At 70.9% G+C, this 14,765-nt stretch carries 9 protein-coding genes and 3 pseudogenes; 4 read left to right on the forward strand and 8 right to left on the reverse strand.

The features are described 5' to 3' along the window. Nucleotides 1-52: 52 nt before the first annotated feature. The 5 genes and pseudogenes from ABZZ38_RS06345 to ABZZ38_RS06365 form a co-directional block, all read right to left on the reverse strand. Nucleotides 53-2,002, reverse strand: a complete 1,950-nt coding sequence (locus tag ABZZ38_RS06345; protein ID WP_356736350.1) for a substrate-binding domain-containing protein — start codon at nt 2,000-2,002, stop codon at nt 53-55. Continuing rightward, nucleotides 1,992-3,512 (reverse strand): sugar ABC transporter ATP-binding protein, encoded by a 1,521-nt coding sequence (locus tag ABZZ38_RS06350; RefSeq protein ID WP_356736352.1) that lies wholly within the window; start codon nt 3,510-3,512, stop codon nt 1,992-1,994. Before ABZZ38_RS06350 ends, ABZZ38_RS06345 begins: the two co-directional genes overlap by 11 nt. Beyond that, on the reverse strand, nt 3,509-4,537 hold the full coding sequence (locus ABZZ38_RS06355; RefSeq protein WP_356736354.1) for a LacI family DNA-binding transcriptional regulator: 1,029 nt from the start codon (nt 4,535-4,537) through the stop codon (nt 3,509-3,511). The genes ABZZ38_RS06350 and ABZZ38_RS06355 overlap by 4 nt, the downstream gene beginning before the upstream one ends. Nucleotides 4,538-5,098: 561 nt before the next feature. Next, nucleotides 5,099-5,434, reverse strand: a pseudogene (locus ABZZ38_RS06360) (SgcJ/EcaC family oxidoreductase); the annotation flags it as partial. A 233-nt stretch (nt 5,435-5,667) separates the two neighbouring features. Next, nucleotides 5,668-6,612, reverse strand: coding sequence for a MerR family transcriptional regulator (locus ABZZ38_RS06365; RefSeq protein WP_356736356.1), 945 nt, complete (start codon nt 6,610-6,612; stop codon nt 5,668-5,670). Nucleotides 6,613-6,733: 121 nt separating this feature from the next. On the opposite strand from ABZZ38_RS06365, the gene ABZZ38_RS06370 reads away from it, so the two are divergent. Further along, the gene (locus ABZZ38_RS06370; RefSeq protein WP_356736358.1) at nt 6,734-8,254 is read left to right on the forward strand and encodes an alpha/beta fold hydrolase; all 1,521 of its coding nucleotides are present in this window, start codon (nt 6,734-6,736) and stop codon (nt 8,252-8,254) included. A gap of 695 nt (nt 8,255-8,949) precedes the next feature. After that, entirely contained in the window at nt 8,950-9,978 is a 1,029-nt protein-coding gene (locus tag ABZZ38_RS06375) for an aminoglycoside phosphotransferase family protein (protein WP_356736360.1), read from the forward strand. Nucleotides 9,979-10,133: 155 nt separating this feature from the next. Here the strand turns inward: ABZZ38_RS06375 and ABZZ38_RS06380 are convergent. Beyond that, nucleotides 10,134-10,301: pseudogene (locus ABZZ38_RS06380) on the reverse strand (dienelactone hydrolase family protein); the annotation flags it as partial. A gap of 595 nt (nt 10,302-10,896) precedes the next feature. On the opposite strand from ABZZ38_RS06380, the gene ABZZ38_RS06385 reads away from it, so the two are divergent. Then, the gene (locus tag ABZZ38_RS06385) at nt 10,897-12,474 is read left to right on the forward strand and encodes an alpha/beta hydrolase (RefSeq protein WP_356736362.1); all 1,578 of its coding nucleotides are present in this window, start codon (nt 10,897-10,899) and stop codon (nt 12,472-12,474) included. A gap of 367 nt (nt 12,475-12,841) precedes the next feature. Here ABZZ38_RS06385 and ABZZ38_RS06390 read toward each other — a convergent pair whose 3' ends face one another. Next, nucleotides 12,842-13,000, reverse strand: coding sequence for a hypothetical protein (locus ABZZ38_RS06390; RefSeq protein ID WP_356736364.1), 159 nt, complete (start codon nt 12,998-13,000; stop codon nt 12,842-12,844). Between the two features lie 340 nt (nt 13,001-13,340). Beyond that, nucleotides 13,341-14,198, reverse strand: coding sequence for a GNAT family N-acetyltransferase (locus tag ABZZ38_RS06395; protein WP_356736366.1), 858 nt, complete (start codon nt 14,196-14,198; stop codon nt 13,341-13,343). Nucleotides 14,199-14,471: 273 nt separating this feature from the next. On the opposite strand from ABZZ38_RS06395, the pseudogene ABZZ38_RS06400 reads away from it, so the two are divergent. Beyond that, nucleotides 14,472-14,703: pseudogene (locus ABZZ38_RS06400) on the forward strand (helicase); the annotation flags it as partial. Between the last annotated feature and the right edge of the window lie 62 nt (nt 14,704-14,765).

The raw sequence follows: 14,765 nt of genomic DNA on the forward strand, positions 1-14,765 counted from the left end.
ATGACCGGGCGATCCCACCAGCGGTGGACGACCGCCCGGCCGTTCCCCGATGTCAGCCGGTGAAGCCGGCCACGTTCTCCTTCGTGACCACCTTCACCGGCACCTTCACCGTCTCCTCGACCTTCTTGCCCTGGAGCGCCTTCAGGGCGTTGTCCACGGCGATCCTGCCGAGCTGGGACGGCTGCTGCGCCACGGACGCGTACAGCGTGCCGCCCTCGACCGCCTTGAGTCCGTCAGGCGTGCCGTCGAAGCCGACCACCGAGACCGACGTGCCGGCCCTGGAACCCAGCGCCTTGATCGCGCCGAGGGCCATCTCGTCGTTCGCGGCGATGACGCCCTGGACGTCCGGGTGGGCCTGGAGCAGGTTCGACATCACGTCGAGGCCCTTGGTGCGGTCGAAGTCGGCGGGCTGCTGAGCCACGACCTGGATGCCCGGGTAGGCCTTGAGGCCCTTGGCGAAGCCCTGGGCGCGCTCGCGGGCGGCGGAGGTGCCGGCCTGGCCCTGCAGAATCACGATCTTGCCCTTGCCGCCCAGCTTGTCGGCGATGGTCTTGGCGGCGAGTTCCCCGCCGGCGACGTTGTCGGAGGCGACGAGGGTGTCCACCGGAGCCTTGTTGACGCCCCGGTCCACCGCGATGACCGGGATCCTCGCCTTGTCGGCCGCGTTCACCGAGTTGCCCGCCGCGTCCGAGTCCACCGGGTTGACGATGATCGCGCCGAGGCCGGCACTGGTGAAGTTCTGCAGTTGGTTGGCCTGCTGGGACGCGTCGTTCTGGGCGTCCGTGACGGTCAGGTCCACGCCCCGCTTCTCCGCCTCCGCCTGGGCACCCGCCCGGATCTGCACGAAGAAGGGGTTGTTGAGGGTGGACAGCGACAGGCCCATCTTCGGGCTGCTCGGGGCGGAGGAGCCGTTGTGCAGGAAGGACGTGGCACCTACGATCGCGACGGTGACCACGGCCGCGAGCGCGTACGTCGCCGCCTGCCTGCCCTTGTCGCCGCCGGTGCCGGCCGTGACCGGCGCCGCCCCGGCCTTGCGGCGGGCGGTGTCGAGCAGCACCGCCAGCGCGATGACGACGCCGATGACGACCTGCTGCCAGAACGCGGAGACGTTCAGCAGGTTCAGCCCGTTGCGCAGCACGGCCAGGATCAGCGCGCCGATCAGCGTGCCGGACGCCTTGCCCGTACCACCCGCGAGGGAGGCGCCGCCGATGACGACCGCGGCGATCGCGTCCAGTTCGTAGCCGTCGGCGGCCTGCGGCTGCGCGGAGGACAGCCGGGCGGCGAGCACGACACCGGCGACGGCGGCGAAGACGCCGGAGAAGGCGTAGATGGCGAGCTTCTGCTTCTTCACGCGCAGTCCGGACAGCCGCGCGGCCTCCTCGTTGCCGCCGATCGCGTACATGGAGCGGCCGATGTACGTCCGGCCGAGGACGAAGGCGGCGATCAAGCCCATGACGACCATCACCAGCACCGGCACGGGCAGCCAGCCGCCGAGCGTGTCCCCGAGGTGGGAGACGGAGTCGGGGAAGGCGATCGGGGAGCCCTCGGAGATGACGAGGGACAGGCCGCGGGCCACGGACAGCATGGCCAGTGTGGCGATGAACGGCGGCAGCTTGCCGTAGGAGATCAGGATGCCGTTGACCAGTCCGCAGACGATGCCCGTCGCTATGGCGAGGAGTACGGCGAGGAAGACCGGGACGCCCGCCGAGGTGGCGCTCCAGGCCAGGACCGTGGCCGACAGCGCGGCGACCGAGCCGACCGACAGGTCGATGCCCGCCGAGACGATCACGAAGGTCACGCCGAAGGCGAGGATGGCGGTCACGGCCGCCTGGACGCCGACGTTGAGGAGGTTGTCCGTCGTCAGGAAGTCACCGGACAGCGCCGACATCGCGATGACGAGGACGATGAGCGCGGTGAGCGCGCCGTTGTCGAGCAGGAGGCGGCGCAGGCCCCTCGAGGCGCCACCCGCGCCCGTCGTGCTCTTGAGCGTGTCAGTGGCCACGGGAGGCCTCCGTTCCGGTCGTGGGAGTGCTGACGGCGAGTGCCATCACGGCGTCCTGGGTCGCCTCGTCGGCGGAGAGTTCACCGGCGATCCGGCCCTGGGCCATCACCAGCACCCGGTCGCTCATGCCGAGCACCTCGGGAAGGTCGCTGGAGATCATCAGGACGGCCGCGCCGGCGGCGGTGAGTTCGTTGACGAGCTGGTAGATCTCGACCTTGGCGCCGACGTCGATGCCGCGCGTCGGCTCGTCGAGGATCAGCACCTTGGTGTCGGCGAGCAGCCACTTGCCGATGACGACCTTCTGCTGGTTGCCGCCGGAGAGTGTCCGCACGTGCTGGCCGAGTCCGGCCATCCGCACGCCGAGTTGCCCGGCGATCCGCGCGGCGGCCTCGCGCTGGCCCTTGAGGTCGACGAGCCCCGCGCGCGTGGCCGACCGCAGCGTCACCAGGCCGAGGTTCTCCTGGACCGACGCGTCCAGTACCAGGCCCTGACCCTTGCGGTCCTCCGGGATGAGCCCGATGCCGGCGGTCATCGCCGCGTTGACGTCGTCCTTGGCGATCGGCGTGCCGGCGACCTTCACGGTGCCCTGGTCGTACGCGTCGGCCCCGAAGACCGCCCGTACGACCTCCGTACGGCCGGCTCCGACGAGCCCCGCGATGCCGACGACCTCGCCGGCGTGCACCTCGAAGCTGACGTCGTGGAAGACACCGTCCCGGGTCAGTCCCTCAACGGACAGCAACACGGGGCCGCGGTCGGCCCGTTCGCGCGGGTACTGCTGCTCGATCGAGCGCCCCACCATGAGCCGTACGAGCTCGTCCTCGGGCGTGGAGGCCGGGACCTGCCCGACGCTCCGGCCGTCGCGGATGACGGTCACCCGGTCGCCCAAGGCGGCGATCTCCTCCAGGTGGTGCGTGATGAAGACGATCCCGACACCGTCCTCGCGCAGCCTGCGCACGATCGCGAAGAGCTTCTCGACCTCCTCGGAGGTGAGCACGGCCGTCGGCTCGTCCATGATCAGCACGCGCGCGTCCAGACTGAGCGCCTTGGCGATCTCGACCATCTGCAGGCGGGCGATGCCGAGTTCCCCCACCCGTGCGCGGGGCGACACGTTCACGCCCACCCGTGCGAGGAGGACCTCGGCGTCCGCCTCCATCCTCTTCCGGTCGATCATGCCGAAGCGGCGCGGCTGGCGCCCCAGGAAAATGTTCTCGGCGACCGTCAGGTCGGGTACGAGGTTGAACTCCTGGTAGATGGTGGCGATCCCGAGCCGCTCGGAGTCCTGCGCGCCCTGGATGCGCGTCTCCTCACCGCCGACCAGGATCCGCCCGGCGTCGGGGGTGTAGGCGCCGGAGAGCATCTTGATGAGGGTGCTCTTGCCCGCGCCGTTCTCACCGAGCAGCACGTGCACCTCGCCCCGGCGCAGGTCGAAGTCGACGCCGTCCAGTGCCACCACGCCCGGGAAGGTCTTGCGTATGCCCTCGATGCGCAGCAACTCGTCCGCGTCGCTCACGACTGGCTCCTGTTCGTTACGGGGTTCTCGTCGGGGTTCTCGCCGCAGGAGCGGCGTACGACGAGGCGGGCGGGGAGGGTGACGGACTCGCCGGGCCGTCCCTCGATGCGGTCGACCAGGGCCCGTACGGCGGCCCGGCCCAGCTCGTCCGTCGGCTGGGCGATCGCCGTGATCGGCGGATCCGTGTGCACGAACCACGGGATGTCGTCGAACGCGGCCAGCGCGAGGTCGTCGGGCACGCGCAGGCCGTGCGCCCGTACCGCGTCCAGCGCGCCGAGCGCCATCAGGTTGTCGGCCGCGAACACGACCTCGGGCGGCTCGGCCAGGGCGAGGAACCCCTCGGTGACCCGGTGGCCGCTCTCGGCCTGGAAGTCGCCCTGCCCTATGTAGGCGTCGGGCAGTTCGAGCCCGTACGCGCCGAGCGCCTCGCGGAAGGCCTCGACGCGCTCCTGGCCGGTCGTGGTCGCCGCCGGGCCCGCGATGATCGCGAGCCGCCGGTGCCCGAGCCCGTGCAGATGCGCCACGAGGTCCCGTACGGCGGCCCGCCCGTCCGCCCGGACGACCGGCACGTCCATGCCCGGGATCCACCGGTCCACGAACACCATGGGCGTCCCGGCCCGGGCGGCGTCCAGCATCAGCGGCGAGCCGCCGTCCGTCGGGGAGACGAGCAGGCCGTCGATCCGGCGGTCCAGGAGGTTGCGTACGTGGTGGTCCTGGAGGTCGGGCCGCTCGTCGGCGTTGCCGATGATGACGCTGTAGCCGAGCGCGCGGGCCTCCTCCTCGACGGAGCGGGCCAGTTCGGTGAAGTACGGGTTCAGCACGTCGCTGATGACCAGGCCGAGGGTGTGGGTCTGGTCGGTGCGCAGGGAGCGGGCGACGGCGTTCGGTCGGTAGCCCAGGGCCTCGACGGCGGCCAGCACGCGGGTGCGTGCGTCGGCGCTGACCGACGGGTGGTCGTTCAGCACGCGCGAGACCGTGGCTACGGAGACGCGGGCCTCGGCTGCGACGTCCTTGATGCCGGCCACCGTCTCCACCTCCTTGTGTATCAGTCGTGCGAGCACCGGGTGGGCACTCGTGGAATCGATTACATCGACGTGTGTATGGAATCGATTACACGCCCGTACATCAAGACCCCGAGGGCACCTCTTGACCGGATCGTGATGTCGCGGGGCGCGGCCCGGCGGGCCGGCGCTTCCCTGCGGCGCAGGCGTCGCCAGCGATCGACCGCGCCGGCAGGGCGTCTACGAGTTCACCAGGACGGACCCGGGCCGGCCCTGCCGACGTTCACCGCGAGCGGTGCGGTGAAGCGGCAGGCCACGCAGCAGCGTGGCTGAGGTAAGCAGGACGCCAAGGGCCGCAAGCTCCGCATCGGACTGTCCCCTCCCATCGCCGCGTAGGAGGCGCGTGCGGACAGGCGCGCCGAGGCCTTGCGCAGGGCCGGGGAAGCGAAGGCCCGAGCGGCCGGTAAGTCTTTGGCCGCGGGGGCTGTCGCGCCGGGTGTGGAGCTGGTCGACCGGTGCTGGGACATGCCGGTGGGCAAGGACTGCATGACCCGCGGAGAGGCGTGCCTGAAGAACATCGGGTCGATACAGCGGGGCGCCTTCGCGCTCCTCGCCCGGGGTGAGGTAACGCTGACGGACTTTGACGGCCGCGACGTCGGGGCGGGTGAAGAGCACGTGGACCATCTCATAGGTGACCTTGGCGTCCCAGCTCGCCGCTGGGAGGACCTTGCGGGTGAACTGCGAGATTGCGTCGAGGCCGATGAGGAGGACCTTGCCCTGGGCCGTCGTCCAGATCGCGTCCGGGTGGAAGAGGCCGAGGAACTCCTCGGCGTCCTTGGTCTGCTGGGAGTGCTCGACGGTGGCGACGAGTTGGTGGATCGCCTCGATGTCTGCCGCGCGGTCCATGGTTTCCGGCGTCATGCGGATCAGCGTCATACCTGAACCGTGATTGAGGTCAAGCGGTGCGCGCATGGCGATGTGAGGACCGGACCCCCGGAGCGGTTCCGGCACGAGCTGCCCGGGGAGCCCGAGCCGGGGAAAACGCCCCGGTGGGTTCGTGGACGGCCTGCTCGGCTCCGGAGCTTCGGAGCACCCGCGGATTCCCTCGGTCGGCACGACGGTGGACAGACCGTGGGAACAGAGCAGGTATCTGTCTACACCGCTTTGGCGTTGTCCCGCTCCAGCGCCGCGCGCAGCCAGTCGTCCGCGGAGCCCGGGGTCGGTTCCGGCCGGCCGCCCGGCGACGTGATCACCACAGCCGTCAGCTCCCAGTACCGGTCCAGACGCGGCCCGGCCGCGAGTCGAGCGGCCAGCAGGCGGCGGAACTCCCGGGTGTCCCGGCTGCCGTACGCGCTCGCGTACGCCGCCACGTAGGCGTCCAGCGCCTCACCCGGGATCGGATCCCGCGCTCGGCGCAGCTGCGGGCCCGCGAGCTCGTACGCCTCGGTGAGGCCCGCGTACAGTACCGCCGCCCCGCGGGCCCCGGCCACCCGGTGCACCTCCGGCTGGGGCTGCCGTCCGGCCGGACAGGGGGCTGTCGTCATCGCGTGCAGCTCGGCGAAGGCGAGCACCTGCGCCGGGTCCGGCTCGTCGGGCGGCTGCGGAACGGCCACCTCCAGAAACGCCGCGGTCGCCCGGGCCGGCATCCGCGGCGGCAGCCAGCCACGCCAGAACCGGGCCAGCGGTGCCGTGCTCGGCGGGCTGCTCACCGCGCCGATCAGCCGCAGCCGGTCGGCCCGCTTCGCCGGCGGGCACTCCCGCACCAGCCGCAGCGCCGCCTCCCGCCAGCGCAACGCCGTCAGCTCACTGCCCAGCTCGCGCAGGCGACCCGCGACGGCGTCCTCCAGCACCCGGCCCGCCGCGCCCTCGTCCTCCAGGACCCGGCGCACCTCGGGCAGCGGCAGATCGAGGGCGCGCAGGGAGCGGATCAGCCGCAGCCGCTCCAGCGCCTCGGGGCCGTACCGACGATGCCCGCCGCCGCTACGGGACGCCTCGGGCAGCAGACCCCCGTCGGAGTAGAAACGGACGGTCTTCACGGTGACACCCGCCCGCTCGGCGAGCTCGCCGATGCTCCAGAGAACCTCGCGCGACGTGGACACTTGAACCTCCCTCTGGGGGAGTTCCTACGGTACCGGCGCGCGGACCGGGCGAAGGCCCCGGTCCGCGGGACCAGGGCGTGCGCGACCGCCGCGACGTCATGTGACGGACCCGAGGAGTGCAATGACCGTGTTCATCATGGTGGCGGGCGTGTTCACCGGCACCCATGTGTGGCAGGAGACGACCGCGCGGCTGGCCGCTGCGGGCAGCGAGGTGCACGCGGTCCCGCTGACCGGAGTCGAAGCGGGCCGCCCCGCCACGTCAGCGCGCGTCGATCTGGAGACGCACATCGCGGACGTGATCGCGGTGATCGACGCGGTGGACGCGGCGTCCGGCCGGGAGATTGTGCTCGTCGGTCACGACTACGGCATCCACCCGGTGCTCGGTGCCGCCGACCGGCGGCCACAGCGCGTCGCCCGCGTCGTGCACCTGGACTGCGGGATGCCGCGGAACGGCGTCCCGCCCCTGGCCGCCGTGCCGGACCAGGTGCTGCGCGCGCAGCTGGCCGACCGGGCGCAACACGGTCAGTACGACGGCGAGTTGGCGCCGCCGGCCCGTGACGAGTGGCAGCGCTGGGGCAGTACCGCCGGCGTCTCCGACGCGGCACTGGACCGGCTCACCGCCCATGCCGCGCCGCAGCCGCTGGGCACCCTGCTCCAGCCGCTGCGGCTGACCGGAGCGGTGGCCGCCGTGCCCACCACCGGGGTGCTGTGCACCCGTAACGGCGTCACCGTCGACCTGGTGCAGCGGCTCGTCGACTTCGGCGACCCCATGCTGGCGGCCTTGACCGGCCCTCGGGTGCGCTTCTTCGAACTGCCCACCGGGCACTGGCCGATGCTGTCGTGCCCCGCCGAACTGGCGGACGTCCTGCTGCGCGCCGCGGTCGGCGAGGGGCGCCGCCTGCGGCCGGTCGGCGCCGACGCACCGCCCGCCCATCTGCGCCCGTTCCCACTGGACGTGCCCGAGCTGCCCCGGGACCGCAAGGGACATGTCGACCTGTACGTCCCGGACGCCGAGGGCCCGCGACCGGCCGTGGTCTTCGTGCACGGCGGCCCGGTTCCCGCCGGGGCCCGGCCGGCCCCGCGCGACTGGCCGACCCTGGTGGGTTACGCCCGCCTGGCGGCCGCCGAGGGCATGGTCGGCGTGACCCTCGACCACCGGCTGCACGACATCGCCGACTACGAGCGCGCGGCGGCGGACGTCACCGCCGCGGTGGAACTGGTGCGCGCCGATCCCCGGGTGGACGCGGACCGGGTCGCCCTGTGGTTCTTCTCCGGTGGCGGCCTGCTCACGGCGCACTGGCTGATGAAACCCCCGGCCTGGCTGCGCTGCCTGGCCGCCTCCTACCCGATCCTGGCGCCGCTGCCCAACTGGGGGCTGTCCGGTAGCCGGTTCCGCCCCGCCCGGGCGGTCACGCACGCGGGTCCCCTGCCCATCGTCCTCCTCCGTGCGGGGCGGGAGACACCCGAGATCGCCGCCACTGTGGAGGCGTTCGTGACCGCGGCCAAGGACTGCGGGGCGCACCTGGAACTGGTCGACGTCCCGAACGGCCACCACGGCTTCGAAACCCTCGACGCGCCCGAGGAGACTCGCCCGGCCCTGCGCCACGCCATGCGCTCGGTGGTGACCCACCTGACCGGCTGACGCCCGAGCCGAACGCCGATCCCTGCCGCGTCGACCGGAGGTGACGCGGCGGCCGTGCGGACAGCCCGTCCAGGTGCCGCTCGGTAGGACGTACCACGACCAGCCCGCCGGTCGGGCGCAGCACTCGGTGACACTCTGACGGGTGCGCGGAGCGAACACGTCCAACACGATGTCGACCACCCCGTCGGCCGGCGGAAAGGACGGAATACGTCCCAGTCCTCCGCGGCGGCTCGTTCATGCGCTCGGGCGGCGAGCGCAGCGCGCGCACTGGGGTGTCCAGCCCCGGACCATGGCGCCGGCAACTGGTCGTGCCCGGCTTCCGGCCACCTGGGTACGGGCAGCGCCGGGAACGTGCTTCACGCAGCAGGCACACCGTGCAGGGCGATGCCGTCCGGCTTCGCCCTGCATGCCTTCCGATCACAGGAAGCAGCGGGGCGCGGTACTCATGAATGTCGGGCCGCGATTCCACGAGCTGCGGCGGAAGTCTCTCGCGCCGCCGAAAGTGAGGAGACACGGCCTGGCACCGCTTCGTGACCGAGTGGCCAAGCAGGTTGATGGGACCTGCCAGCACCTCGAAGCCAGCCCCAGGTGTCCCTCTCTCACCGCGGGTCTCACGGTCCTCGGCGGCGTGAAGCAGGACGGCCACTTGTGGGCGGTGACCGCAGGCTCGTTCGTCCGTGTGGGAGGATGAGCGCATGTGGTTACGACTGCCATTCGGGGACGAGTTACGGGCGGAGTTGGGATCGCCCAGGCGCTCTCGCAGGCTGGGCAGCAGCCCCCGCTCGCGCGTGTGGCGTGTCGAGTTGCCAGAGGCAACGGCGGTGGTGAAGCAGATCGTCGACGGCCCTGACGCCGATGAGCGATACGCCCGCGAGGTGGCCGCGCTGCGGCTCGCCACCCGAGCTGTCCTTCCCGTGGTGCCGGCGCTGCTGGCCACCGATCCCGCCGAGCGGGTCCTGGTACTGGAGCATCTGGATCACCGACACCCGGCCGGTGACTGGATCGTCGGCTACGCGACCGCGTTGGCACGGCTGCATGCCACCGCCCGCCCGGAGGATGTTGGCGTACTTCCCCGGTGGCAGGGCCCGAACCAGGCCGATATCGAGTCTTTCCTGCGGCTGGCCGGGGCCCTGGAGGTTCCTGTCACCTCTGGCGTGTCCGGCGAACTCAATGACCTCGTGAACCGGCTCGACCAGGCATCCGGACATGCCCTTCTCCACGGGGATCCCTGCCCCGGCAACGATCTCCACACCGCCACGGGGATCAGATTCATCGACTTCGAGCAAGCATCACTGGGCAGCGGTCTGATGGAGCTCGCCTACCTGCGCATCGGTTTCCCGACCTGCTGGTGCGTCACTTCAGCGCCGGAGCCGCTGCTGGAACGGGCAGAGAGCGCGTACCGCAAGGAATGGCGCACTGTGACCGGCTCCGATGTCCAGGACGGTCTCGCGGACGCGTGCGCCGGCTGGCTGCTCCGCGGCGACGCGCTGGTTCAGCGGGCACATCGCGAAAGCACTGACCACCTGGCCCGGATTCCGCACCAAGACTGGAGGTGGGGCACCGCGACCGCCCGACAACGGCTCGTCCACCGGCTCGGGGTCGTTGGCCGGATGACGGCCGACCACACCTCGCTGAGCGGAGTGAGCAGACTCAGCACCGCTCTGCGGCAACGTATGCTCGCGCGCTGGCCAGCGCTTCAGCCCCTCCCGGCAAAGCGACCATAGAGGCCGGCTGACACTCCCGGCATCGTCGACGCGTCACTGGCATGCCCCTCCCCCACCCCATGCGACAGCCGACACAGCGCGACGGCGCGAGTCAGGAGGAGGGGCACGGATGGCCCTGGCAGCCGGCCGAGCGGCACGGGCCGGCGGACAGCAACGTACCCGTGCTCGGCCAGTCCGCGGGCCCTCTCCTCCAGTTCGGCCCGCACGCCGAAGGCGTCCGTGTACAGCGGCACCCCCGGGTGCCGCTCGCCACGGTCGGGGAAGGCGGCGAAAGCGCCGGCCTGGCAGTCCGCAGTGGAAATCCACAGCGTCTTGGTGGGCATGAGGTCTCCTATCGTGGTTGACGTGTCGAGCCTGTGATCAACACGACGGAGGCGGAGCCCGCGCAGCAGCGCCAGATCCATGATCGAACGGCGGGCCCGTACCAGCCTGTACGGCACTCAGGAGTGCACCGGGTCACCCATCCGTGTGTGGCGCAATGCCGTCCCGGTCATCATCCGCACAAGACAGCCCACCGGACACAGCCGAAACCAGCGTCCCAGTCCACACCCCTTCGGAGCCGGTGCGCCCGGTGTCGACCGGCTCATGCGCGTGGGCCCAGCCCCGGTCCAGGCGGTCGGCCAGGCCGGCGGCGGTAAGGCGGCTTCGTTCTCGTCGCGTCCTTCGGTGGGCTCGTCGAAGAGCATGGGGAAGCGGTGTGGTCCGGCGAAGAGGAATCACGGACTGATCGAATCTCAGAAGTCCACCAGAAGGAGACGGCGTTGAGCCGGTTGTGGTTGTGCGACTCAAGCAGTATCTGTCGCAGCTGACCATCCCACCAGGGTGGGAGAAACTCTGCCTTGTGGAGGGATTCGCTGAACGTCCGCGCACGAAAAGGTGGGTACGTCCAGTACGCAACCGACCAAGGGTTCAACCCACGTGCGAAACAGTCGAATTGCCCTCTTCCTGGCGGTCGGCGCCGTCACCACGCTGGTTCCCGCGCTGACCCCGGCCACGGCATCCGCTGCGGAGAATCCCCTTCGCCCGTACCTCCAGCAGAAGCCGGCCTGGCACCGCTGCGACACGGCGACGCCTGCCGCCTTCCAGTGCGCCACGATCAAGGTGCCGCTCGACTACAGCAGTCCGGGCGGCAAGAAGCTCGATCTCGCGATATCGCGGATGAAGACGAGCACCAAGAAGGAGCGGCGCGGTGTGCTTCTGCTCAACCCTGGGGGTCCGGGCGGGCCGGGCGTCGACATGCCGCAGTACCTGGCAGGCGAGCTGCCCAAGGCCGTGAAGGCCAAGTACGACCTCATCGGCTTCGACCCGCGAGGTATCGGCCAGAGCTCCCCCGTCGGCTGCGGCCTGACGTCCGAGGAGCGGAACTGGGAACGGCCGTACAAGGCCGAAACGTTCAACAGGGACGTGAAGTGGGCCCGGAAGGTCGCTGAGAAGTGCGACGCCAAGCAGGGTGACACGTTGCGCCACATCACCACCCGCAACACCGCCCGCGACATGGACGTGGTCCGGGCCGTGCTCGGCGAGAAGAAGATCTCCTACCTCGGGTACTCGTACGGCACCTACCTCGGCGCTGTCTACACGCAGATGTTCCCGAAGCGCTCCGACCGCTTCGTGCTGGACAGCGCCGTCGACCCGGCCCGGGTGTGGCGCGGCATGATCCAGGTCTGGGCGGAGGGCACCGAGCCCGCCTTCACCAGGTGGACCGAGTGGGCCGCCGCGCGGCATGCCACATACAAGCTGGGAAAGACCCCGAAAGCGGTCCGCAAGACCTTCTACGACCTGGTCGCCCAGGCCAACCGCAAGCCCATCGACCTCGACGGCACGCTTCTGACAGGTGACGACATCCGCCTCGGCAGCCGGGGCATGTTCTTCAGTGTGCGCGACGCCGCCGAGTCGGTCGCCGCGTTGCAGAAGGCCGCCACCGGAGCACCCCCGTCCGCCGGCCGGAAGCCCCGGACGCCCGCGCCCCTGCCGCCGTCGTTCGGCCGGGCCGTGCCCGCCGACAACGGTGACGCCGGCTTCTGGTCCGTCGTCTGCGCCGACACCCGCAATTGGCCGCGCGATCCCGAGCAGTACCGCAAGGACGCGATCCGGGACAAGGCGAAGTACCCGTTGTACGGCGACTTCGCCTCCCACATCAAGCCGTGCGCCTTCTGGAAGAAGGGCAGCGAGCCCGCCACCACGATCGACAACAAGGTCGGTGCGCTGATCCTGCAGAACGAGTGGGATTCCCAGACGCCGCTGACCAGCGGTCAGGGCCTGCGCCGCGCCATGAAGGGGGCGAAGATGGTGACGGTCTCCGGAGGTGTCGGACACGGCATCTACGGCACCAAGTCGTGCGCCGACAAGACGGCCACCGCCTACCTGACCACCGGCAAGCTGCCGTCCAAGGACGCGACCTGTCAGGCCGCTCCCGCCGCAGGCGAACGCAGCGCCCCCAACCCGCTGCCGCTGCCGACCCCTCGGGGCATCCCGGGGATGGTCAGCCGCTTCTAGAAACCCCACGAGTACCGTGTGATGCCCTCCGCCTGCGGAGGGCATCACGAACAGGGCTTGCCGTACCGGTCCGGGGTGGAACACGGGGCGGACGCCCGCAGCCACTGACTGTGCGCGGCCGATCGCCGACGGCGGCAGCCCCGGGACCCGCCGGGTGCTCCGCGGGCCCGCACGCCGCTGGGCGGCAGCAGCGAGCAAAGCGAGCACCGGCGCCCAGGCTGCCGACGCGATCGTTCTCCGCCGGGTGGGGAAGCCGGGAAGAGCGGTCGTCACGCCGGTGGGAACCCGAACCGGTCGTACAGGCGGGGTCGACGTCGCCCGGGACGCCTCCGGCCGGTGGCGTCCCTCACCGGCACGGGGCTCACCGTCACTTCCCCCGGCGGATCTCCGCGACCGACTCCTCCAGCCACATCACTGTCTTCTCCCGGGCGAGGTCCTGGCACAGCTCCCTCACCCGGCGGTGTTCCTCATCAGGCAGCGCCCACGCGACCGGCGACGTCGACGGCGCCCGGAAGACCGGCCCCATGGCCGGCCAGGGCGACCGTTCGTTCGCCGACTCGGTGCGCTGCGACTGGTTGCGCTCGGTGTGTGCCTGCCCAGCACGGTCGCCCGCCGCGCCTGCGTCGTGCTCCTGCCCCCTTCAGGCGCTCCCGCTCGATCCGGCCCACCCGATCCGGTCGGCGTCCGGGTGCCGGCCTTTCCCCAGGAGCAGTTCGGCCTGCGGCTCGGTCACCACGTCCCCGGCCGCCGGACCGACCGCGACCAGGCCACGGCCCGTCCTGAACCCGGGCGGGACACCGGCTTCGTCCCAAGCGGAACGCAGCGGCGGGCACGGGTGCCGGACAGCGTCGCATGCCGAACTCTCCTCAGTAGAGGATCGATGGCAGGTACGCCCCGGCGGGCTCGTTGTAGAGGCCGATACTCATCAAGCTCAGGAGTTGCACCACCTTGAGGCCGTTGGCGAGGCCCCACTGCAGCAGCAGGCTGTTCCGCGCGGGCACGAGGATGCCGGGGCCGCCGTACGCGGGAGCCGAGGCGACCAGTGCCTGGAGGTCCGTGGTGGTCCGGGCCACTGCGTGAGCGAAGAACGCCAGATCCGTGGCGTAACCGGTGACGCGCCCCTCGTGCTCGACGACACGGGCCGTTCCTTGTTTGAGCGCGTCAACCACCTCGCCGCCGCGGTCGATGCCGTGCACTCGTCGGCACAGATCGTTGCAGGTGTCGAGGTCCGCATCCGTGGCCTCCCGGACGGTGTGCCCAGGCACCACACGCATCATCGCCGGTCCCTGCATGCATGCCACCGTCTCCCGGAACACGAACCCCAGGCTCGCGTACAGCGAGAATGATCTGTTGTGATATCCGCTTTGCAGCAGCCGGATCCCCGGTACCCGGCGCTCAGCCGCCCGGTCCATCACATCCCGCATCAGTCGGCGGCCCACACCGCGGTTCTGCACAGCGGGATCGATGGTGACAGGCCCGACTCCGACGACGGGCGAGCGCTCATCGAGAAAGTTGCTCCCCACGATCCGGCCGTCCAGCTCGGCGATGACGCTGTAGAACCGCGGGTGCGTCAGGCCCGCCTCGATCAGCGCGATACCCACCTCGGGACTGGGTATGTCGGGCGGGAACGCATGCTCACGAGCGATATCGGCAAAGGCCTCGAAACAGATTCTGCCGCACTCTGCGGCATCGTCAGCAGTACCCGGGCGCAGCACAAGATCCACGATCGGCCATCCCCTTCGTTCAACCGCCTCCGCTGTACTTCCTCCCCTCGTCTCCATCCTCCTCCTCCACGCGAGGAGCGCACGCCCAGATCGGCCCGGGGGTTCCTGTTCCGGCGGCTGCGCGCGGCGCGACGAAAAATGCCGGCGACACGTCATTCGATGTCCGGCAGCGGCCGGACGTCCGCTGGTGCTTCCACGCTGACGTACACGGGCGCGGACCCGCGGCGACGGCGGTGGGTTCGGGGCACCAACCGTGTTGCCTGGGCGAGCGCCGACACCAAGAACCGCGACAGCGTCCATTTCGCCGACGTACACGGCTCCATGCCCGACCTCGTCCAAGCCGTCGGCGGCCCTGCGATGCAGCCCGGCCGCGGCGACATCGTTTCCCTCGTCGTGCCCGTCCTGCTCGGGCCCGGGGAGACAGCCGGCAGCATGCTCACATCCCGGGCCTTCGACAGCCTTGGCCAAGCTGCTGGAGGCGCTCAGCTCGGTGACCCGGCTCGTCGGCGGCTTCGGCCCGGGCTTGGCCTCTACCTTGGCCTCTACCTGGGGCACGCGACTGGCGAC

Source organism: Streptomyces sp. NPDC006368, from assembly GCF_040612535.1.
Taxonomy (GTDB): Bacteria; Actinomycetota; Actinomycetes; order Streptomycetales; family Streptomycetaceae; genus Streptomyces.